The sequence below is a fragment of the Microterricola viridarii genome (genome assembly GCF_900104895.1).
GTDB classification, from domain to species: Bacteria; Actinomycetota; Actinomycetes; order Actinomycetales; family Microbacteriaceae; genus Microterricola; species Microterricola viridarii.
Genome location: NZ_LT629742.1, coordinates 1869238 through 1891098, shown reverse-complemented (window position 1 = coordinate 1891098; position 21861 = coordinate 1869238). Strand labels below are relative to the sequence as shown.

Sequence of the window (21861 nt, the reverse complement as noted above, 5' to 3'; positions counted from 1 at the left end):
CTGTACACGGGCCGTGCACACGCAGGACGCGAAACGGCCCCCTCACCGGAAAGTGAGGGGGCCGGGGTTTCGCGCAGAGGGTCTAGGCGCTGGCGCGCTCCAGGACGAGTTCGCGCACGCGGGCGGCGTCGGCCTGCCCCTTCATCGCCTTCATGACGGCACCGATAACGGCGCCGGCGGCCTGCACCTTGCCGTCGCGGATCTTCTCGAGCACGTCCGGCTGGGCGGCCAGGGCCTCGTCGATGGCGGCGATCAGGGCACCGTCGTCGGAGACCACGGCGAGGCCGCGGGCGTCGACGACCTGCTGCGGCGTGCCCTCGCCGGCGATGACGCCCTCGAGCACCTGGCGGGCCAGGCGGTCGGTGAGGGTGCCGGCCTCGACGAGGACGGCCAGCGCTGCGACATCCGCAGCCGAGATCAGGCTGGCGGCGTCGGCGTCTGCCGCGTTCGCCAGGCGGGCGATCTCGCCCGTCCACCACTTGCGGGCGGCGGCCGGCGTCGCACCGGCGGCGACCGTCTCGGAGACCTCGGTGAGGAGGCCGGAGTTCTGGATGTCCTGGAACTCGAGGTCGGTGAAGCCCCACTCGGCCTTCAGACGGCGGCGGCGCACGGCCGGCTGCTCTGGCAGGGCTGCGCGCAGCTCCGCGATCAGCTCGGCCGAGGGCACGACGGGGAGCAGGTCGGGCTCCGGGAAGTAGCGGTAGTCGTCGGCGTCGCTCTTGGGGCGTCCGGCGCTCGTCTCGCCCGTGTCCTCGTGCCAGTGGCGCGTCTCCTGGGTGATGCTGCCGCCCTTGGCGAGGATGGCGGCCTGGCGCTGGATCTCGTAGCGCACCGCGCGCTCGACCGAGCGCAGCGAGTTGACGTTCTTCGTCTCGGTGCGGGTGCCGAGCGGCGGCGTCTCCACGCCCTCTGCAACGCGCGGGCGCAGGGACACGTTGGCGTCGCAGCGCAGGTTGCCGCGCTCCATCTTGGCGTCGGAGATGCCGAGCGACACGACGATGTCGCGGATCGCCGACACGTAGGCCTTGGCGATCTCGGGCGAGCGGTGCTCGCCGCCGTAGATCGGCTTGGTGACGATCTCGACGAGCGGGACGCCGGCGCGGTTGTAGTCGACCAGCGAGTAGTCCGCGCCCTGGATGCGACCGCTGGAGCCACCGACGTGCGTCAGCTTGCCGGCATCCTCCTCCATGTGGGCGCGCTCGACGGGGATGTCGATGAGGGTGCCGTCGGCGAGCTCGATCTGCACGGAGCCCTCGAACGCGATCGGCTCGTCGAACTGCGAGATCTGGTAGTTCTTGGGGGTGTCCGGGTAGAAGTAGTTCTTCCGGGCGAAGCTGCTCGACTCGGCGATCGAGCAGCCGAGCGCGAGGCCCAGGCTGATCGAGTAGCGCACGGCCTGCTCGTTGACGACGGGCAGGGTGCCGGGCAGGCCGAGGCAGAGCGGGGTCAGGCCGGTGTTGGGCTCCGCGCCGAACACGTTCGGGGCCTCGGAGAACATCTTGGTCTTGGTGTTCAGCTCGACGTGGACCTCGAAGCCCATCACCGGCTCGAACAGCTCGAGCGCCTTGTCGAAGTCCATCAATTCTGCGCGGGCCATTAGCGGGCACCTTCCTCGGCCGCGGCCGCGATGAGTTCGAGCAGGTCGGGCGCCTGCTCCAGCAGGTGGCCTCCCCACTGGGCGACGAGCAACTGCTCGAGTGCGCCGCCGACGTTGTAGAGGCGGGCGTCCTCGTGGGCCGGGGCGAGGAACTGGATGCCGACGGGCAGCCCGTCCTCATCTGCCAGGCCGGCCGGCAGCGTGATGCCGGGGATGCCGGCCAGGTTGGCCGGGATGGTGGCGATGTCATTGAGGTACATGGCCAGCGGGTCGTTGAGCTTCTCGCCGAGCTTGAACGCCGTGGTCGGCGCGGTGGGCGAGGCGATGACGTCGACCTGGCTGAACGCGGCCGCGAAGTCGCGCTGCACGAGCGTGCGCACCTTCTGGGCGCTGCCGTAGTAGGCGTCGTAGTAGCCGGCGCTCAGCGCGTAGGTGCCGAGGATGATGCGGCGCTTGACCTCCGGGCCGAAGCCGGCGTCGCGGGTGGCGCTCATCACGTCTTCGACGGTGCCGCCGCCCTGCGGGTTCACCCGCAGGCCGAAGCGCACGGAGTCGAACTTGGCCAGGTTGCTGGATGCCTCGGCGGGCAGGATCAGGTAGTACGCGGCGATCGCGTGCTCGAAGCTGGGGGCGTCGAGCTCGACGATCTCTGCGCCGTTGGCGACGAGCAGCTCGAGGGCCTCGGTGAAGCGGTTCAGCACGCCGGCCTGGAAGCCGTCGCCCTGCAGCTGCTTGATGACGCCGATTTTCAGCCCCTGCACGTTCGCGCCGCGCACGGCATCCGCCATGGAGGGCCACTCGGTGCGGAGCGAGGTGGAGTCGCGCGGGTCGTGGCCGCCGATGATGTCCTGCAGCATGGCCGAGTCCAGGACGGTGCGGCTGACCGGGCCGATCTGGTCGAGCGAGGACGCCAGGGCGATCGCGCCGTAGCGGCTCACGGCGCCGTAGGTGGGCTTGACGCCGACCGTTCCGGTGACGTGCGCGGGCTGGCGGATGGATCCGCCGGTGTCGCTGCCGAGGGCGATGGATGCCTCGTAGCCGGCCACCGCCGCGGCGGAGCCGCCGCCGGAGCCGCCGGGGATGCGGTCGAGCGCCCACGGGTTGTGGGTGGGGCCGTAGGCCGAGTGCTCGGTGGAGGAGCCCATGGCGAACTCGTCCATGTTGGTCTTGCCGAGCGGGATCAGGCCGGCTTCGCGCACCTTCTTCACGACGGTGGCGTCGAAGGGCGAGAGGTAGCCCTCGAGGATCTTGGATCCGCTGGTCGAGGGCATGTCGGTGGTGACGAGCACGTCCTTGACGGCGATGGGCACACCGGCCAGCGGGCCGAGCTTCTCGCCGGCGGCGATCTGGGCGTCGACGCGAGCCGCGGCGGCGAGGGCCAGCTCCGGGGCGACGTGCAGGTACGCGTGGACGGCGCCGTCGACCGCGTCGATGCGGTCGAGGTGGGCCTGGGTGGCCTGCACCGAGGTGACGGCGCCTGAGGCGATCTGGGCGCCGAGGTCTGCGGCGCTCAGCCGAATGATGTCGCGGGCGTTGTCGCTCACTGCTCTTCTCCCAAAATTGCCGAAACCTTGAACCGCGAACCGTCGTGGGCCGGCGCGTTCTGCAGGGCCTGCTCGAGGGTGAGCGTCTCGCCGACCACGTCGGGGCGGAAGACGTTCTGCAGCGGGATGGGGTGGCTCGTCGCTGGGACGTCGGGCGTGGCGACGGCGGTCACCTTGGCGACCGAGTCAACGATCTGGTCGAGTTCGGTGGTGAGGCTCAGAATCTCTTCTGGGCTCAGGTCGATGCGGGCGAGCTGAGCGAGGTGTGCAACCTGCTCTGCGCTGATTCCGGACATGGGTCTCCGTGTGTCGATCGTGGGGTTCGCTCATGGGCTTCGCTCATGGGGTTCGCTCATAGGGGTCGCTCGGTGGTGAGAGCGCTCCGGACAATCTTACTTGGGCACGCCGAACAAGGAGTTGCCGTACTTCTCCAAGTTCTCGTAGGCCTCCCCGTATGTCTTCGGCACCGGGGTGCCGGCCGGCGCGTACTTGGCGATCAGCAGGCCGAGCAGGCCTTGCGCTGGCGGGCTGAGCGGCTTGTCCTTGTGGCTGTTGCCCGGATGCGGCGCCTCCGCCTGCGGGTTCGGCGGCAGGAACTGCGGGCTGGTGGTCGGCCAGTTGACCGGCTGCCGGGGCGTCTGCAGGTTGATGGCGTTGAACAGGGTGTTCGCGCCGGCGTCCCGCGCGGTCAGCGGCTTGAGCCCGTGCACCCTGGCGAGGGTGGCGCTGAGCGCGCCGTGGTGCATCTCGTCGTTGAGCACGGTTCCCGCCCGCGTGTAGGCGGAGATCGCGATGGCGGGCACGCGGCAGCCGAGCCGGTCGAACTCGAAGCCCATCTCGCCCGCCCCGCCGTCGTCCGGCTTGATCGCGGCAGGCGGGGCGACGTGGTCGTAGGTCCCGCCGTGCTCGTCGAAGGTGATCAGGAGCAGCGTGTTCAGCGCGTTGGAGCCGTGGGCGCTGGCGCTGGTCCTGACCGCCGAGTAGATCTGGTGGATGAGCGCCTCGCCGGCGCGCACGTCGGAGACGGCACTGTCGATGACCTCCTGGCCGTCGACGTCGCTTTCCTTGAGCGTGCCGAACGGCGGGTGGAAGTCGTTGTGGTTGTAGACCATGCGCGGCTCGATGAAGGAGTAGGCGGGCAGCGTGCCGGCTGCGGCATCCGCGTAGAAGGCGTCCATGGTCGCGAAGTGACCGGTGGCCCAGTACTTCTGCAGCGCGGGGGCGTGCAGCACGCCGGTGAAGGACACCATCTGCAGGGCGTCGAAGTAGACCCGCCAGTCGACCCCGGCATCCTGCAGCCGGTTGAAGATGGTCGGCGTCGGCGGGGCGTCCAGCCACTTCTTGTAGCCGCCGCCCTCCTTGTTGGTGACGAAGCCGTGCGAGGTGGAGGCGTGGAAGAAGGAGCGGTTGCAGAAGGTCTGCGACGGCACGGCGCAGAACCAGTTGTCGTAGACGGCGAAGCCCTGGGCGAGCGTGCTGAGCACGGGCAGCATCTCGGGGCTGAACGAGCCCATGATCGTGCCGAGCTCGTCTGCCGACGGCGCCTTGCCCTTCTGCAGCCGGCGGTAGTTCACGTCGTAGTCGGTGACGAAGCCGTCCATGCTTGGCTTCGCGGTGGAGGCCGGTGCGTTGTAGGGCGCCTGCATGTCGCCGACCGGCTTCTCGGCGTTGCCCGCCGGGTCGATGCGGTTGAACAGCTGCGTGTTCACATGCGGGTATTCCTCGCCAGGGTCCGGCGACGGCGAGCCCATGATCTCGTCGGTGCTGCCCGTGTAGACGTGCGCGGGAATGACCGTGCCGCCTGGCGCCGTGTTCGAGTAGTCGCCGAAGGCGAGCCCGTCGAAGGTCTGGCCCTGCGGCAGGGTGCCCGGCGTGTAGAGGAAGCCGAGCAGGTTGTCGAAGGAGCGATTCTCCCCCATCACCACCACGAGGTGGTCGAAGCCGGGCGCGCTGCGGGCGTCGAGCGGCGTGAAATCGTCGCTGTCGCGCTCAGCGCCGGCGGCCAGACCGATGGAGGCGCCGATCGCGCCGCCCGTCGCACCGCCGACGGCGAATCCGGCGGCCGCGATGCCCGTCGCCTGCAGGAACCGCCGGCGTGACGGGCCGGTCGTCTCCTGCCCCGCGGTGTCGCGGGCCGGCTTCTTCGGAGCTTTGTCGCTCATGCGGACAGGCTAGCGCGCCGTCGCCAGCATGGTGCCGGGAGGCAGCGTTCCGCCATCCGTGACCCAGTCGCCACGGCCGATGCCGATCAGCGCGAGATTGCGCTGGGACTCGCTGCCGGGGGCGAAGTAGGCGTTGTGACCGACGGACCCGGCGAGCTCTTTCTGGGTGAGCGGGTCGACGCCCCCGCCGACGCCGATCCGCACCGCGCCGTAGGAGGGCGACCCCGGGTCGCTGCCGTAGAAGGCGGTGTCGACGATCGGGTCCCAGCGAGCCTCCCCGACGAAGACGTTGTCGCCGGCGACGCCGAGGTCGCGGGCGTTCTGGGTGGCGCTGCCGGGCGAGCCGATCAGGGCCAGGGCGTCGATCTGCTCGCTGTGCCGCTCGAGCGCGATGAGCGCGGCGGTGGAGCCGTACGAGTGGGCGAGGACGGTGAGGTAGGGCTGCCGCTCGCCGCGGGTGGCCCGGATGCCCTGCCAGGAGGATTCCAGCGCATCGGCGCCGTGCTCCGCGAGCTCGAGGCTGCCGATGGTCAGCAGGTCTGGGGTTTGGTAGCCGAGCCAGGCGACGGTGGCGACCCGGGGCGGCCCATCGCCCTGGGGCTGATCCTGCAGCCAGTGCAGCTGCTCGACGGCGAGGGAGGCGGCCGTGTCCGTCCAGTCGCGGATCTGCTGCTGGACCGAGAAGTACATGCCGGGGACGAGGTAGCTGATGTAGTCGGCCGTGTCGAGATCGCCGATCACGATGACGGCACGGCCCGACTCCCGCTCGTCGAACTCCAGCAGTGTTCGCTCCGGCTCCCCCGGTTTGCTCTCCAGCGCCCCGGAGATGGCCTCGAGCATGCGCTGCTGCTGGCCCAGTCTTCGACGCTCGCCCTTGCCGATGCCGGATGCCGCCCGCTCCCTGGTGTCGACGATCGCCCGCTGCAGCGCGCGCTCGTTGGCCGGGCCGCGGACTGCGGCCGGGACCCCGTCCAGGGAGCCGAGTAACTGTGGGGCGGCCTCGGCCAGCGCCGCCTGCGCCTGCCCCGGGGTACTGAGCCACCAGGCCCCGACCTCACTCGGCGCGATGCGCGCGTCGCGCACGGCATCCAGTTCGGTTGGGTTTCGCTCCGCATAGCGGATGATCTCGCGGGGGCTGAGTTGGGAGACACCGCGCAGCAGGCTCATGCCGCCGATGCGGTTCAGCGCCGCCTCGTCGAAGGCCACCATGCGCGGGGACTCGGCGGCGGGCCCGCGGCGGTCGAGCCCGGCATCGAGGGGGGTGGCGGGCTCGGAGGAAACAACATTCTGAATGACATTCACGGGTTCGTGCATGACAAAGCCCTCGGCCACGCCGCTCAATGCAGCGTTGGCCGAGGCTATGAACATGACGACGGCGAGCATGCCCGGCAAGTCCCCTCAGCGCTCAGAATCAGACGCTTGTTCCGGCAAACGCTATCCATCATCGTAGGCGACGACGGGCCGAACTGATCCTGCCAGTACACCCCCTGAACGGGGGTGATTATTCCTCGGGTTGTTCCGTGGCCTGTGAGAACGCGGCCGGGCCCTGTGCGAGGAGCAATCGGAAGCCGTCGGCGTCGAGCACCGGGATGCCGAGCGCCTCGGCCTTGGCCAGTTTGGAGCCGGCGCCGGGGCCGGCCGCCACGAAGTCGGTGTTCTTGGAGACACTGGATGCCGACTTGCCGCCGGCGGCGATGATCGCCTCCTGGGCGCCCTCCCGGGTGAAGCCGTCCAGGCTGCCCGTTGCGACGACGTTCAGCCCGGCCAGCACTCCCCCGGCGGCCGCGGCGGCGCCCGGCCCAGGGTGGCCGGGGGTGGCGAACTGCACGCCGGCGGCCGCCCAGCGGTCGATGATGTCGCGGTGCCAGTCGTGCTCGAACCACTCCAGCACCGACTCGGCGATGATGCCGCCGACGCCCTCGACCTCGGCGAGCTCCTCGGCGGTCCCGGCGCGGATGGCGTCGAGCGAGCCGAAGTGGTCGGCCAGGGCGCGGGCCGCGACGGGCCCGACGTGGCGGATGTTCAGCGAGACGAGGATCCGCCAGAGCGGCTTGGTCTTGGCCTTCTCCAGCTCGGCGATGAGGTTGGCCGCGGACTTGGAGGCGAATAGGCGCTCTGCCCCGGACTTCTTCTCGACCGGGGTGGGGTTGCGCCGGAACGGCGCACGCACCTTGACGTTGCCGTCGTCATCCGTCTTGGGCAGGCCTGTCTCTGCGTCGCGCACGACGACCTCGATCGGCACCAGGTCTTCGATGGTCAGCTCGAACAGCCCTGCCTCGGTCGGCAGCGGCGGCACGGCGGGCACCAGCGGTTGGGTGAGGGCGGCCGCGGAGACCTCGCCGAGCTCCTCGATGTCGAGGCCGCCGCGGGAGCCGATGTGCTCGACCCGGCCGCGCACCTGGGCGGGGCAGCCGCGGGCGTTCGGGCAGCGGAGGTCGATGTCGCCCTCCTTCATAGGGCGCAGCGGCGTGCCGCACTCCGGGCAGTTCGCGGGCATCTGCCACTCGCGCTGGGTGCCGTCGCGCTTCTCGATGACGGCGCCGAGGATCTCGGGGATGACGTCGCCGGCCTTGCGGAGGATGACGGTGTCGCCGATCATGACCCCCTTGGCCTTGACGACCTCCTGGTTGTGCAGGGTGGCCTGGCGCACGGTGGAGCCAGCCACCTTCACCGGCTCCATCACGGCGTAGGGGGTGGCCCGGCCGGTGCGGCCGACGCCGACGACGATGTCGAGCAGCGTGGTGTGCACCTCCTCCGGCGGGTACTTGTAGGCGATGGCCCAGCGCGGGGCCCGGCTGGTGGCGCCGAGCTCAGCGTGCAGTTCGAGCTCGTCGACCTTGACGACGATGCCGTCGATCTCGTGTTCGATGTCGTGGCGGTGCTCGCCGCGGTCGGCGATGAACGCGGCCACCTCTCCGGCTGTGTCCCAGACCCGGCTGTGCGGGGAGACGGGCAGGCCCCAGCCGGCCAGCAGCTCGTACACCTCTGACTGGGCGGCGACGGGCGGGTTCGGCCAGGCGCCGATGCCGTGCAGGTAGAGGGAGAGGCGGCCGAGACGCTCCCGCATGAGGGCGAGCTCGGCATCCGTCTTCTTGGAGCGGCGCTGCCGCAGGCTGCCGGCGGCCGCGTTGCGGGCATTGGCGAACTCGGCGTAGCGGGTCGTGATCTCCTCCTCCGCCTTGCCCTTGGCGCGCTGATCGGCGGCGTAGGCCGCCTGCAGCTCGTGCTGGCGCTCGTTCATGGCGGCGAAGTCCTCGGTGCGGATGAACACCTCGCCGCGCACCTCGAAGAACGGCGGGAAGTTCTCGCCCTGCAGGGTGCGCGGGATGACGGGGATCCAGTCCACGTTCTCGGTGATGTCCTCGCCGGTGCGGCCGTCGCCGCGAGTGGTCGCGGTCTCGAGCACGCCGTCGCGGTAGGCGAGGCTGATCGCCAGGCCGTCGATCTTCAGCTCGCTGAGCCAGCGCACCGGGCGACCGGCCGCCTCAAGCGTCTTGCCTGCCCACTCCTCGAACTCCTCGATGCTGAAGACGTTGTCGAGGCTGAGCATGCGCTCGGCGTGCTCGTGCGGCGGGAAGCCGCTGTCCACGAGCGCGGCGCCCACCTGCTGGGTGGGGCTGTCCTGGCCGGCGAGCTCGGGGAACGCCCGCTCCAGCGCCTCCAGCCGGTGCATGTCGGCGTCGTACTCGGCGTCGCTGACGAGGCTGACGCCCTCCGAGTGGTAGGCGATCCGGTGCCGCTCGATGCGCTCGCGGAGCGCCTCCGACTCGGCGCGGGCAGACTCGAAGTCCGCGATGTCAAAAACTTCAGCCGTCTCGCTCACAGAACAAGTCTAGGAGTACCCGCAGACACAGCCCAGCGAGTCGAGGCCGTCGAAAGCCTCCCACTTTCACGCCGTGTCAGGACTTCGGTCGCTGGCGCTCCCTCCAGCCAGCGGCAGAGACGCCGGATGCGGCGGCAATCGGGAGATCGGGCGGCAACTTTCGACCAGAAGTCGCCTCCCGATCCGCCGTCGGCCTCCCGATCCGCTCCGGACGGGGAGGTCTCGAGCGTCCTAGGCGGCGCCGACCGGCACGGCACTCACCGTGCGGTCGATGGTGAACTGGCCCAGCACGCGCGTGCCGACGTAGATCACGGCCGTCTGGCCGGGGGCGACGCCGTCCAGCGGCGTCTCCGGGGTGACGATGAGCTCGCCGTCACGCACAACGGCCACGGCCGGGACCGGGTCGGCGTGGGCGCGGATCTGCACCTCGATGTCGAACGGCGTCTCGGGGCTCTGCTGCGGGACGCCCGCCCAGGTGAAACGGTTTCCGGCGATCTCGGCGATCGCCAGCGCCTCCTTCGGGCCGACGACGACCGTGTTGTCCTTGGGGCGCACCTCGAGCACGAAGCGGGGCTTTCCGTCATCCGCGGGCATGCCGAGGCGGAGGCCCCGGCGCTGGCCGACGGTGAAGGCGGCCGCGCCCTCGTGGCTGCCGATGACGGCGCCGGTGCGGTCGAGGATGTCGCCGGTCTCGGCACCGACGCGGTCGGCGAGCCAGCCGCGGGTGTCGCCGTCGGGGATGAAGCAGATGTCGTGGCTGTCCGGCTTGCTGGCGACGCTGAAGCCGCGCTCGGCGGCCTCCGCGCGGACCTCCGCCTTGGACGGGGTGTCGCCGAGCGGGAAGTAGGCGTGCTCGAGCTGCTCGGCGGTGAGGACGCCGAGCACGTAGCTCTGGTCCTTGGCCCAGGCGCTGGCCCGGTGCAGCTCCTTGTTGCCGTCCTTGTCCAGCACAATGCTGGCGTAGTGGCCGGTGCAGACGGCGTCGAAGCCGAGGGCGATCGCCTTCTCCAGCAGCGCGGCGAACTTGATCCGCTCGTTGCAGCGCATGCACGGGTTCGGGGTGCGGCCTGCCTGGTACTCGGCGACGAAGTCGTCGACGACGTCGGCCTTGAAGCGCTCGGAGAAGTCCCAGACGTAGTACGGGATGCCGATCATGTTCGCGGCCCGCTGGGCGTCCATCGAGTCCTCGATGGTGCAGCAGCCGCGGGCGCCGGTGCGGAGGGTGCCGGGCATCCGGCTGAGCGCCAGGTGCACGCCGACGACCTCGTGCCCCGCCTCGACGGCGCGGGCCGCCGCCACTGCCGAGTCAACGCCGCCGCTCATTGCTGCCAAAACCTTCATGGTCCCAGTGTAAACGCGGCTCTCTGGGCGAACGCCTCGGCCGGATGCGGGCAGGCGGGGCTCAGCGCAGGTCGAAGGAGGTCTGCCGGTCGGCGTGGCCGGCGGTGGCCGCCTGGGCGTATGCGGCGGGCAGCGCCGCGAGGAAGGCGTCGACGTCGGCATCCGTCGAGGTGTGCCCGAGGGTGACCCGCAGGGCACCCCTGGCCTCCTCCACGCTCCGCCCCATCGCGATCAGCACGTGGGAGGGCTCCGGGATGCCGGCCTGGCAGGCCGAGCCGGTCGACACGGCGACCCCGGCCATGTCGAGCAGGAACAGCAGCGAGTCGCCCTCGCAGCCCGGGAAGCTGAAGTGCGCGTTGCCGGGCAGCCGCACGGTGGCGTCGCCGCCGGCGCCGTTCAGCACCGCCTGCGGCACCGCCGTCAGCGCCCCCGCGACCAGCCGGTCCCGGAGCGCGGCCAGGCGCACGGACTCGGCCGGCAGGGCGGCGTGCACGGCGGATGCCGCGGCGGCGAAGGAGACGGCGGCGGCCGCGTCCTGCGTGCCGGAGCGCACCTGGCGCTGCTGGCCGCCGCCGTGGATGAGGGCCTCAATGGTGGCGCTCCGGCTGAGCACGAGCGCGCCGATGCCAACGGGGCCGCCGATCTTGTGCGCGGAGACGCTGAGCGCCACGAGCCCGGTGCCCGCACCCGCCCCGGAGTCGGCGCGCACGGCGCTGACGTCGATGGGCAGCTGGCCGTAGGCGGCGATGGCGTCCACGTGCAGCGGCACCCCGGCCCGCGCGGCGAGGGCGGAGATCTCGGTGATCGGCTGCACGGTGCCGACCTCGTTGTTGGCCCAGAGCACGCTGACGAGGGCGATGTCCTCCGGGTCCTCGGCGAGCGCCGCCTCCAGATCGGGCAGGCTGAGCCGCCCGGCCTCGTCCAGCGGCAGCCACTGGATCGTCGCGCCCTCCCGGGCGGCCAGCCACTCCACCGTGTCGATGGTGGCGTGGTGCTCCCCCGCCGCGACGAGGATTCGGGTGCCGGGCCGCGCCCAGAACAGGCCCTTGATGGCCAGGTTCACGGCCTCCGTGCCCCCACCGGTGAAGACCACCTCGATGCTCTCGCAGCCGAGGGTCGCGGCCACCTGCTCGCGCGCCTCCTCCAGCACCCGTTTGGCGTTCTGCCCGATCGAGTGGATGGACGCCGGGTTGCCGACGAGTGCCATGGCATGGGCGTACGCGTCGATGGCGAGCGGCAGCATGGGTGTCGTCGCCGCGTGATCCAGATACACAGCCATACTCACTACTGTAGATCGCATGAGTCCCGGGAGAATCGCCGCAGGCCCGGGCTTCCGCGCCACGAGTGGCGGCGGCGAGCTGCGGGTTTGGTCGGCCAGCGCGACCGCGATGGAGATCGTGGTCTTCGACGAGGCTGAGCCCGGCCGGGTGCTGAAGTCGATCCCGATGGTCAGGGGCGGCCACGACATCTGGCACGGCCGCAGCCGGAGCCTCGTCCCCGGGCGCCGCTACGCCCTGCGCGCGGACGGGCCGGGCGCAGCGCCGCACGCCTTCGACCGGGACCGGCTGCTCGTCGACCCGTACGCCCGCGGGCTCTCCCGCACGGACGGGCTCTGGCAGAGCGTCATCGTCGACGACGGCTTCGACTGGAACGGCGCGGTCAAGCCGGCCACCCCGCTGGACGAGTCCGTCATCTACGAGATGCACGTGCGCGGCTTCAGCAAGCTGAACCCGGCGGTGCCGGCCGAGCTGCGCGGCAGCTACGCCGGCCTGGCGCACGAGGCATCCATCGCGGCCCTGCGCGAGCTCGGGGTGACGGCCGTCGAACTGCTGCCCGTGCACGCCCTGCTCAGCGAGCAGCGCCTGCTGGAGCAGGGCCTCCGCAACTACTGGGGCTACAACACGCTGAACTTCTTCGCCCCGCACGCGGGCTACGCGACCGCGGCGGCGCAGGCGGCCGGCCCGGATGCCGTGCTGCGCGAGTTCAAGGGAATGGTGAAGCTCCTTCACGAAGCCGGGATCGAGGTGATCCTCGACGTCGTCTACAACCACACCGCCGAGGAGGGCCCGCACGGCCCCACCACGAGCTTCCGCGGCCTGGACAACGCGAACTACTACCGGGTCGACGCACACGGGGCGTACATCGACACGACCGGCTGCGGCAACACGGTCGACTTCGGCAACACGGCCCCCTCCGACGCCGGCGGCCCGGCGCGCCTGGTGCTGGACTCTCTGCGCTACTGGGCGAACGAGGTGCAGATCGACGGCTTCCGCTTCGACCTGGCGGCCACCCTCGGCCGCGACGCCAACGTGGCGTACGACCGGCAGCACCCGCTGCTCGAGGCGATCCTCGACGACCCGGCCCTGCAGGGCGTCAAGATGATCGCCGAGCCGTGGGATGTCGGCATCAACGGCTGGCAGACGGGCAACTTCGCCGACGGCTGGACGGAGTGGAACGACCGCTACCGCGACCGCATGCGCGACTTCTGGCTCACCGACATCGCCAGGGAGCGCGGCAGCGGCTCGGCCGGCAGCGGCATCGGCCGCTTCGCGACCCGGCTGGCGGGATCCTCGAACACCTTCTCCGGCGAGCGCGGGCCGCTCGCCTCGCTCAACTTCGTGACCGCGCACGACGGCTTCACCCTGGCCGACCTGACCGCGTACAACGAGAAGCACAACCTCGGCAACGGCGAGGGCAACCGCGACGGCAGCGACAACAACAACTCCTTCAACCACGGCCAGGAGGGCCCCTCCGAAGACCCGGCGGTGCTCGCAGACCGGCGCAAGGCGATGCGCAACCTGCTCGGCACGCTGCTGTTCTCCGCCGGGGTGCCCATGCTCACCGCCGGCGACGAGTTCGGCCGCAGCCAGCACGGCAACAACAACGCCTACTGCCACGACACCGAGCTCGGCTGGCTGGGCTGGGTGCGCGAGCCCTGGCAGGAGCAGCTGCGCTCCGTCACCGCCCGGCTGATCGCCCTGCGCCGCGCGAACCCGGCCCTCCGCCCCCAGCGTTACGCCCGGCTGGGCGAGCACGTGCCGGGCGCCTCGCAGATGGACTGGTTCGACGCCGACGGCCTGCCGATGAGTGAGGAGGACTGGAACGCGCCAGAACAGCGCACCCTGCAGTACCTCGCGGCGAGCACTCCGGTGGAGGAGGAGTTCAACCGCATCCTGCTCGTCGTGCACGCCACCGAGTCGGAGCGGGACGTCGCCCTGCCCATCCACGAGGGCGTCGGCTGGTACGAGACGCTCTGGGACTCCGCCGACGACAGCCTGGGGGCGACCCGGCTGGAGAACCACGCCCCCGGCGCCGTGCTGCGCATGGCCGGCACCTCCATGCGCCTGCTGCGCGCACACTGAGAACACACACCGACAAGGAGTTTCATTCGTGGCGAAGAAGACGAGCGAGAGCGGGGCGGGCACCCCGGCCACCGTGGCACTCGGCCAGGCCGGCATCCACTTCACCCCGCACCTTTACCAGCACGACGCCGCCGCGACGAACTTCGGCCTGGAGGCCGCTGAGAAGCTCGAGCTCGACCCGGACCGCGTGTTCAAGACGCTGTTGGCGGATGCCGACGGCCAGCTCGTCGTCGGCATCGTGCCCGTCACCGGCACCCTCGACCTCAAGGCGCTCGCCCTCGCGCTCGGCGCCAAGAAGGCCGTCATGGCCGACCCGAAGCTGGCCGAGCGCAAGACCGGCTACGTCGTCGGCGGCATCAGCCCGATCGGCCAGAAGAACGCCCACCCGACGGTCATCGACGAGAGCGCGATCCTGTTCGACACCGTGTTCGTCTCCGGCGGGCGGCGCGGCTTCGACATCGAGCTCAGCCCGGACGATCTGGCCACCGTCACCTCCGGCAGCTTCGCCCCGATCGGGCGGCCCTAGCCGGTCGCGATTGTGACATTTTCTTCCGCACGCGGGGGCTGATTCGCGCTACGGTCGCACTGTGCCCAAGAACAGCGTGCCCACCGACAGCGCGGCCCGGAGGACGGCAGAGCCGTCCGCGGATCCCGCCGCCCCGACACGCGTGGGCCGGATCCCCGTCCTCGACCCGTCGCCGGTGCAACCGGGCGAGCTCTGGCCGGCCAAGGCGTACGTCGGCGAGGTGGTCCCCTTCGCCGCGACGGCGTTCCGCGAGGGGCACGACCTGATCGGCGTCGAGCTGCTGCTGCGGCGGCCGGGCGGCGCGGAGAGCCGGCATCCGATGCGCGAGGTCTCCCCCGGCACCGACCGCTGGCAGGTGGAGCTGGTGCTGGACGCGCCCGGCGCGTGGAGCTACGTGGTGCGCGCCTACGCCGACGACTACGCCACCTGGCGGCACAACGCCGCCGTCAAGATCGCCGCGGGCGTCGACGAGGAACTGATGCTCGCCGCCGGCGCGGCACTGCTGGAGCGTGCCGCCGCGGAGCCGGGGCGGCCGGCATCCGATCAGGATCTGTTGCAGAGCGCCGCCGCCGACCTCCTGGACACCGGCGTCAATGTGGACGTGCGGCTGGAGCGCGGGGCGAGCGGCCCCGTCGCCGCGCTGCTCACCGCGCAGCCGCCGGCCGGTCTGGAGAGCCGCACAGAGCCGCGCACCGTGCGGGTCGAGCGGGAGCGGGCCGGCGTCGGCTCCTGGTACGAGTTCTTCCCCCGCTCGGAGGGCGCGCTGCGCCGCCCGGACGGCTCTTGGCAGAGCGGCACCTTCCGCACCGCCGCGCTCCGGCTCGACGCGGTGGCCGCGATGGGCTTCGACGTGCTCTACCTGCCGCCCATCCACCCGATCGGGGAGTCCTTCCGCAAGGGGCCGAACAACACGCTGCAGGCCGGCCCGCACGACCCCGGCTCGCCCTGGGCGATCGGCTCGGCCGCCGGCGGGCACGACGCCGTGCACCCGGACCTCGGCACGCTGGAAGATTTCCGCGCCTTCACGGCGCGCGCCGGGGAGCTTGGCATCGAGGTCGCCCTCGACCTCGCGCTGCAGGCCTCCCCCGACCACCCGTGGGTGGCCGAGCACCCGGAGTGGTTCACGACGCTGCCGGACGGCAGCATCGCCTTCGCCGAGAACCCGCCGAAGAAGTACCAGGACATCTACCCGATCAACTTCGACAACGACCCAAGCGGCATCCGGGCCGAGGTGCTGCGCGTCGTGCGGCACTGGATCGACCAGGGCATCCGAATCTTCCGCGTGGACAACCCGCACACCAAGCCGCTGGCGCTCTGGGAGTGGCTGCTCGGCGTCGTCAACGCCGAGCACCCGGATGTCGTCTTCCTCGCCGAGGCGTTCACCCGCCCCGCCCCGCTGAAGGCCCTCGCCCGGGTCGGCTTCCAGCAGTCGTACACGTACTTCGCCTGGCGCAACACGAAGTCGGAGCTGGAGGAGTTCCTGGGCGGCCTCGCCACCGACACGGCCGACTACCTCCGGCCGAACCTCTGGGTGAACACCCCGGACATCCTCACCGAGTACCTGCAGTTCGGCGGGCCGGCCGCGTTCGCCATCCGCGCCTCGATCGCCGCGACGGCCGCGCCCAGCTGGGGCGTGTACTCCGGGTTCGAGCTGTTCGAGTCCGTCGCCCGGCCGGGCGCGGAGGAGGCCATCGACAACGAGAAGTACGAGTACAAGCCGCGCGACTTCGCCGGGGCCGCCGCAGCAGACCGCTCTCTGGCGCTCTACCTCGGCATCCTGAACCGGATCAGGGCGGAGCACCCCGCGCTCCGGCAGCTGCGCAACATCCGCTTCCACTCCAGCGAGGACGACGCCGTGCTCGTGTACAGCAAGCACCTGGCGGCCGCGCACAGCCCGGACGGGCGGGAGGACGCCGTCATCGTCGTGGCGAACCTCGACCCGCACTCGGTGCGCGAGACCACGGTGCACCTCGACCCCGAACTGTTCGGCCTGAGCGCCGGCGCCGCCTTCCAGGTGGAGAACCTCGTCACCGGGGAGCTGTGGAACTGGGGCGAGCACAACTACGTGCGGCTGGACGCCTTCACCGAGCCCGTGCACATCCTGGCGGTGCGGGCGCAGCAGGCGCCGGCGGATGCCGCAGCGCCGGCACCGAAGGCGCGCCGGGCCCCGCGACGACCGAGCCAGAACGGATCCTGACATGAGCGCGCGCGAGCAGTCCCCCGACGGTGCCGGCCCCGGCATCGACCTCCCCGCCCTGCCGGAGGAGACCCTGGAGCGCGTGGCATCCGGCAGCCACCCCGACCCGCACACCGTGCTCGGCCAGCACCTCGTGGCGGACGGGATCGCCGACCCGGTCACCGTGATCCGCGCGCTCCGCCCGCTCGCCGCCGAGGTGCAGGCGGTGCTCTCCACTGACGCCCGGATCGAGCTGCACCACATCGGGCACGGGGTGTGGCAGGGGCTCAGCATCATCGGACCGCACGACTACGAGATCGAGGCCCGCTACTCCGACGGCTCCGAGTGGCGGAGCGACGACCCGTACCGCTACCAGCCGACGATCGGCGAGCTCGACCTGCACCTGATCGCCGAGGGCCGGCACGAGGAGCTCTGGCGGGTGCTCGGCGCGCATTGCCGCGAGCACGCCGGGGTGACCGGCCGCGCTCACGGCACCGCCTTCGCCGTCTGGGCCCCACACGCGCACGCGGTGCGAGTGGTCGGCGACTTCAACGGCTGGAACGGGATCGGCCACGCGATGCGCCGGCTCGGCGCCGTCGGCGTCTGGGAGCTGTTCGTGCCCGCGGTGGAGCCCGGCAGCGTGTACAAGTACGAGATCCTCACCCCGGCCGGCCACTGGGTGACGCGCGCCGACCCGATGGCGGCGGCCGCCGAGCAGCCGCCGCAGACGGCATCCGTCGTCGCCAGCAGCCACCACATCTGGGCCGACGGCGACTGGATGGGACGCCGCGCCGCCACCGACCCGCACAGCGGGCCGATGAGCGTCTACGAGCTGCACCTCGGATCCTGGCGGCCGGGCCTCGGCTACCGGGAGGCCGCCGACCAGCTGATCGAGTACGTGCACGAGCTCGGCTTCAGCCACGTCGAGTTCATGCCACTGGCCGAGCACCCCTTCGGCGGCTCCTGGGGGTACCAGGTGACCGGCTACTACGCGCCGACCAGCCGCTTCGGCTCCCCCGACGACCTCCGCTACCTGATCGACCGGCTGCACCAGGCCGGCATCGGCGTGCTGATGGACTGGGTGCCCGGCCACTTCCCGAAGGACGAGTGGGCGCTGGCGAACTTCGACGGCGAGCCGCTGTACGAGCACCCGGACCCGCGCCGCGGCGAGCAGAAGGACTGGGGCACGCTGGTGTTCGACTTCGGGCAGCGCCAGGTGCGCAACTTCCTCGTCGCGAACGCCCTGTTCTGGCTGGAGGAGTTCCACGTCGACGGCCTGCGGGTGGACGCCGTGGCCTCCATGCTCTACCTGGACTACTCGCGTGAGGCCGGCGAGTGGGAGCCGAACGTCCACGGCGGCAACGAGAACCTGGAGGCCATCGCCTTCCTGCAGGAGGTCACCGCCACCGCCTACAAGCGCAACCCCGGCATCGTCATGGTCGCCGAGGAGTCCACCAGCTGGGGCGGGGTCACCGCCCCCACCGTCAGCGGCGGGCTCGGCTTCGGGCTGAAGTGGAACATGGGCTGGATGCACGACTCGCTGCAGTACATGCAGGTCGACCCGATGTACCGCTCACACCACCACGGCGAGATCACCTTCTCGTTCCTGTACGCGTTCAGCGAGAACTTCCTGCTCCCGATCAGCCACGACGAGGTCGTGCACGGCAAGGGCTCGCTGCTCGGCAAGATGCCCGGCGACCACTGGCAGAAGCTGGCGAACGTGCGAGCCTACCTGGCCTTCATGTGGTGCCACCCGGGAAAGCAGCTCTTGTTCATGGGGCAGGAGTTCGCCCAGCCGTCGGAATGGAGCGAGGAGCGCGGGCTGGACTGGTGGGTGCTGGACCAGCCGAGCCACCGCGGCGTGTTCGACCTCGTCGCGGAGCTCAACCGGGCCTACCTGGCACACCCGGCGCTCTGGGCGCTCGACCACGACTCGGCCGGGTTCGAGTGGCTGGACGGCGGCGCGGCCGCAGAGAACGTCGTCTCGTTCCTCCGCCGCGACGGGGCCGGGCAGACGATCGCCTGCCTGGTGAACTTCGCCGGGGTGCCGCACGGCGACTACCGGGTCGGCCTGCCGCTGGCCGGGCGCTGGCGCGAGCTGCTCAACACGGATGCCGCCGAGTACGGCGGGTCCGGGGTGGGCAACCTCGGCGGCGTCACAGCGGTGGACACCCCGTGGGCGGGCCGGCCGGCATCCGCCAGCATCGCCCTGCCGCCGCTCGGCGCGATCTGGCTGCTGCACGAGGGCTAGCGTCCCGCTGACGGTGCTGTTGGCTTCGGTCGCTGGCGCTCCCTCGAGCCAACGTGAATCCCCACGTCGGCTGAGCGAGGAACGAGCGAAGCCCCGGAGCCAACAGGATCCGGGGCTTCGACGGCTGGTCGCCGGAGCGGCCTAGTAGAGCAGCATCGCCAGGCGCTGGCGGGCGGCGATGACGAGCGGGTCGGTCGTGCCGACAACCTCGAACAGCTCCAGCATCCGCTCGCGCACCCGGTTCTTGCCGTCGGCGTCGAGCTTCGGGAACAGCGTCAGCAGCCGGTCGAACGCGTCGGCGACGTGGCCGCCGGAGAGGTCGAGGTCGGCGACGTCGAGCTGGGCGTCCAGGTCGTCCGGTGCGGCGCCGGCGGCCGTGCGGATCTGCTGCACGGTCTTCCCGGTCAGGCGGTGCAGCAGGCTGACCTGGGCCAGGCCGGCCACGGCCAGCTCGTCGCGCGGATCCTGCGCGATCGCCGTCTTGTACGCGGCGATGGCGGCCGGGTAGTCGGCGCGCTCGATGGCCTCGTACGCCTCGGCGTGCAGCGGCGGCAGGGGCTCCTCGACGGGTTCCGCGGGCTCAGCCGCTGCCCCGTCGACGCCCTCGGCGCCCGCGTCGGCGGCGACGGCACTGCCGGTCACGCCGTTCTGGGCGGCCAGCTCGAGCAGCTGCTCGACGATGTCCAGCAGCTGCGCCTCCGGGATGGAGCCGGCGAACAGCGGAACCGGCTGGCCGGCGATCACGGCGGCGACGGTCGGCACCGACTGGGCCTGGAAGGCCTGCGCCAGCTGCGGGTTCGCCTCGACGGCGACCCGCACCAGCACCAGCCGGCCGCGGAGGCCCGCGACGACGCGGCGCAGCACGTCGCTGAGCGCCGTGCTCTGCTCCGCCCAGTCGGCGTAGAGGTCCACGAGCACGGGCACGTGCTGCGAGAGCTCGAGCACCTCGCCGAAGTTGGCGTCGCCGGCCTCCAGCACGAGGCTCGGAATCTGCACGGGCGCACCCGGCTGGCCGGGCGCGCCGGCCGCCTGGCCGGGCGCCGGTGTCGGGGCGTTGGCCCGCTGCACGAGCGAGCTCAGGTCGACGGCTCCGCGGAGGCTGGCTGCTGAGGGGGGAACGTTGGTCACGGGATCTCCGATGCGGCAATGAGGCTGTGGGCGAAGCCGAGGAGGCGAATCTTCTCGTCGGAGCCCTGGGCGGGAACATAGAACAACAACTGGTCGCTGCGGGTCGAGGTGAGACCCTTCGTGGTCTTCTCCACCCCGGAGAGCGACTTCGTCGGGCTGGCCTTGAACTCGACCGTGCCGTTGTCGTTCGGGGTGGCGCTCTCCATCTGGTACAGGTTGACGGCCACGACGGCGCCGGAATCGATGGTGCCGAGCGCGACGGTGTTGCCCGGTCCCGGCTCATTCGTCAGGGTCAGGTCGGTCGTCGCGGGCAGCGCGGCACGGCGCTCGGCCGTGGCCGCGACGCCCACCTGCGGCACGAAGCTGTCGTGCTCGATGTCGAAGAGCGTGTAGTACTCGCTCTCCGTGTCCTTGAGGATCACGTCGCCATAGGCGGCAGCGAGCTTGTCCGGCTCCATCACCAGGAACTTGGTGTCCGGTGCCACCGGCGGGGCGCCGATGCTGGCCGGCGCGACCTCCGGGAAGACGGCGTCGGCGGCCAGGGTGATCGCGTACTCGACCTGGTAGTTCTCCCGCGGGCTGTTCTGCGTGAGCACCAGCGTCATCGGCGCGATGGTCGGGTCTTCCTCGTTCAGGATGACGGTCAGCACCGTGCGCGGCCAGCTCGAGTTCTGCTGCGGCAGGATGATCTCCAGCGGCGACGCCGGGATCGGGGCCGGCAGCGCCTGCTCGGGGAAGCCCGCCCGGATCTGGTAATTCATCTGGCGCTCGAGCAGTGCGGGACCGGTGAAGCGCGCGGGCAACAGCTCGGCGTTCATCGTGCTGTCCGCCTCGTTGGCGGTGACGGCGACGTTGCGCACGATCCGCTCCAGCTGCGGCACGGTGACGGCGGGCGGCGGCAGTTCGTCGAACTCCTCCTGCGCAGCGGTCACGTCCGGTGTCGGCGTCGCCGACGCGGTGGACGGGGCCGACATGTCCGGCCAGAACGAGGCGGAGCAACCGGAGAGCGCGAGGCCGGAGATCAGCAGAACGGGCAGGACGGCGATGCGGGAGGACCGCCCGATCGACTTGCGCTGGGCACCGGTGATCTGGTTGGCCTTGATCATCTTCGGCTTGGGCGCGCGGGGCAGCTTCGGCATCCTGGGGCCCTTCGGCAGGTTGCGGCGCGGGCCGCGGGAACGGCGCAGGTGCAGCAGCGCCAACAGGTAGAGAACCAGGCCGACCAGCAGCAGCAGGGCGCCGCCGGCGATCAGCGGTCCGGCCCACGGCGTGGAGTTGTCGAGCGGCCAGGAGAGGCGGATGTTCTTCGGGGCGGGCGCGGTGCCGTCGGTGGCGACCAGCACCGAGATGCCGTCCGGCACGTTGACGGTGGCGGAGATCGAGTTCTCCCCCGACCACTCCTCCAGCCAGAGGTCAGAGCCGCGCGGGTTGGGGTTGGGCGCGGTGGCCGGGAGGCCGTTCGAGTTCACCTCTGGCACGCGGGCCTGGTCCATCGGGTTGACCGTCTGCCCGCGCACGACCGTGGTGGCGAGCTCCTTGGCGTCCTCGTCGTAGCTCACCCGGGTGAAGTCGATGTCGCCGAGCCACGCCTCGATGTCGGCGGTGCGCCCGTACGACATGAAGGTGTCGCCGGAACCGCGGATCGAGACCGTCTGGGCACCCTCGTGTGCCAGCAGCGCGTCGCTGTCGATGACGGTGAACGGGCCATTGCCCTCCACGGTCGTGCCAACAGAGACGCTCGCCGGCTCAAGAAAAACGGTGCGCTGGGCAATGCCCAGCGCAATCATGCAGGCCGCGGCGACAAACGCCACAATCGCAAGAACAAAGCGCACGAACTCTCCTTTTCTGTTGCCTGAAACCACGACCGCACAGGCGCGGGGGCGCCGTGCAACAGCGCGAATGCGCCGCTCACAGGTCGAAATGGCAACAGCCAAAGACATTTGAGACTATC

At 71.1% G+C, this 21861-nt stretch carries 14 protein-coding genes; 4 read left to right on the top strand and 10 right to left on the bottom strand.

What is annotated here, in order from left to right; translation table 11 throughout:
- Positions 1 to 82 precede the first annotated feature (82 nt).
- The 8 genes from gatB to BLT62_RS08540 form a co-directional block, all read right to left on the bottom strand.
- Positions 83 to 1597 carry an Asp-tRNA(Asn)/Glu-tRNA(Gln) amidotransferase subunit GatB gene (gatB, locus tag BLT62_RS08575; RefSeq protein ID WP_083363677.1) on the bottom strand — a complete coding sequence of 505 codons (1515 nt, stop codon included), beginning with the start codon at positions 1595 to 1597 and terminating at the stop codon, positions 83 to 85.
- Complete coding sequence (gatA, locus tag BLT62_RS08570) at positions 1597 to 3141, bottom strand: Asp-tRNA(Asn)/Glu-tRNA(Gln) amidotransferase subunit GatA (protein WP_083363676.1); 1545 nt, start codon at positions 3139 to 3141, stop codon at positions 1597 to 1599. The genes gatB and gatA overlap by 1 nt, the downstream gene beginning before the upstream one ends.
- A complete protein-coding gene (gene gatC, locus BLT62_RS08565; RefSeq protein WP_083363675.1) occupies positions 3138 to 3437 on the bottom strand; it encodes an Asp-tRNA(Asn)/Glu-tRNA(Gln) amidotransferase subunit GatC in 300 nt (99 codons plus the stop codon). The genes gatA and gatC overlap by 4 nt, the downstream gene beginning before the upstream one ends.
- 96 nt (positions 3438 to 3533) lie before the next feature.
- Complete coding sequence (locus BLT62_RS08560) at positions 3534 to 5303, bottom strand: alkaline phosphatase family protein (RefSeq protein WP_083363674.1); 1770 nt, start codon at positions 5301 to 5303, stop codon at positions 3534 to 3536.
- Between the two features lie 9 nt (positions 5304 to 5312).
- Entirely contained in the window at positions 5313 to 6605 is a 1293-nt protein-coding gene (locus BLT62_RS08555; protein ID WP_172829671.1) for an alpha/beta hydrolase, read from the bottom strand.
- 199 nt (positions 6606 to 6804) lie between these two features.
- On the bottom strand, positions 6805 to 9126 hold the full coding sequence (ligA, locus tag BLT62_RS08550) for an NAD-dependent DNA ligase LigA (RefSeq protein WP_083363672.1): 2322 nt from the start codon (positions 9124 to 9126) through the stop codon (positions 6805 to 6807).
- Between the two features lie 231 nt (positions 9127 to 9357).
- On the bottom strand, positions 9358 to 10467 hold the full coding sequence (mnmA, locus tag BLT62_RS08545; RefSeq protein ID WP_083363671.1) for a tRNA 2-thiouridine(34) synthase MnmA: 1110 nt from the start codon (positions 10465 to 10467) through the stop codon (positions 9358 to 9360).
- A gap of 61 nt (positions 10468 to 10528) precedes the next feature.
- Complete coding sequence (locus tag BLT62_RS08540) at positions 10529 to 11746, bottom strand: cysteine desulfurase family protein (RefSeq protein ID WP_083363670.1); 1218 nt, start codon at positions 11744 to 11746, stop codon at positions 10529 to 10531.
- A 19-nt stretch (positions 11747 to 11765) separates the two neighbouring features.
- On the opposite strand from BLT62_RS08540, the gene glgX reads away from it, so the two are divergent.
- From glgX to glgB, 4 genes are all read left to right on the top strand, one after another.
- The gene (glgX, locus tag BLT62_RS08535; RefSeq protein ID WP_083363669.1) at positions 11766 to 13829 is read left to right on the top strand and encodes a glycogen debranching protein GlgX; all 2064 of its coding nucleotides are present in this window, start codon (positions 11766 to 11768) and stop codon (positions 13827 to 13829) included.
- A gap of 28 nt (positions 13830 to 13857) precedes the next feature.
- Positions 13858 to 14355, top strand: coding sequence for a Cys-tRNA(Pro) deacylase (gene ybaK, locus BLT62_RS08530; RefSeq protein ID WP_083363668.1), 498 nt, complete (start codon positions 13858 to 13860; stop codon positions 14353 to 14355).
- Positions 14356 to 14416: 61 nt separating this feature from the next.
- Positions 14417 to 16552: an alpha-1,4-glucan--maltose-1-phosphate maltosyltransferase gene (locus tag BLT62_RS08525; RefSeq protein WP_407937562.1), complete on the top strand. Its 2136-nt coding sequence runs from the start codon at positions 14417 to 14419 to the stop codon at positions 16550 to 16552.
- Position 16553: 1 nt separating this feature from the next.
- The gene (gene glgB, locus BLT62_RS08520) at positions 16554 to 18782 is read left to right on the top strand and encodes a 1,4-alpha-glucan branching protein GlgB (RefSeq protein ID WP_083363666.1); all 2229 of its coding nucleotides are present in this window, start codon (positions 16554 to 16556) and stop codon (positions 18780 to 18782) included.
- Between the two features lie 141 nt (positions 18783 to 18923).
- Here the strand turns inward: glgB and BLT62_RS08515 are convergent, their stop codons facing one another.
- Positions 18924 to 19910: a tetratricopeptide repeat protein gene (locus tag BLT62_RS08515; protein ID WP_083363665.1), complete on the bottom strand. Its 987-nt coding sequence runs from the start codon at positions 19908 to 19910 to the stop codon at positions 18924 to 18926.
- Positions 19907 to 21742, bottom strand: a complete 1836-nt coding sequence (locus BLT62_RS08510) for a hypothetical protein (protein ID WP_156786292.1) — start codon at positions 21740 to 21742, stop codon at positions 19907 to 19909. The genes BLT62_RS08515 and BLT62_RS08510 overlap by 4 nt, the downstream gene beginning before the upstream one ends.
- Positions 21743 to 21861 lie beyond the last annotated feature (119 nt).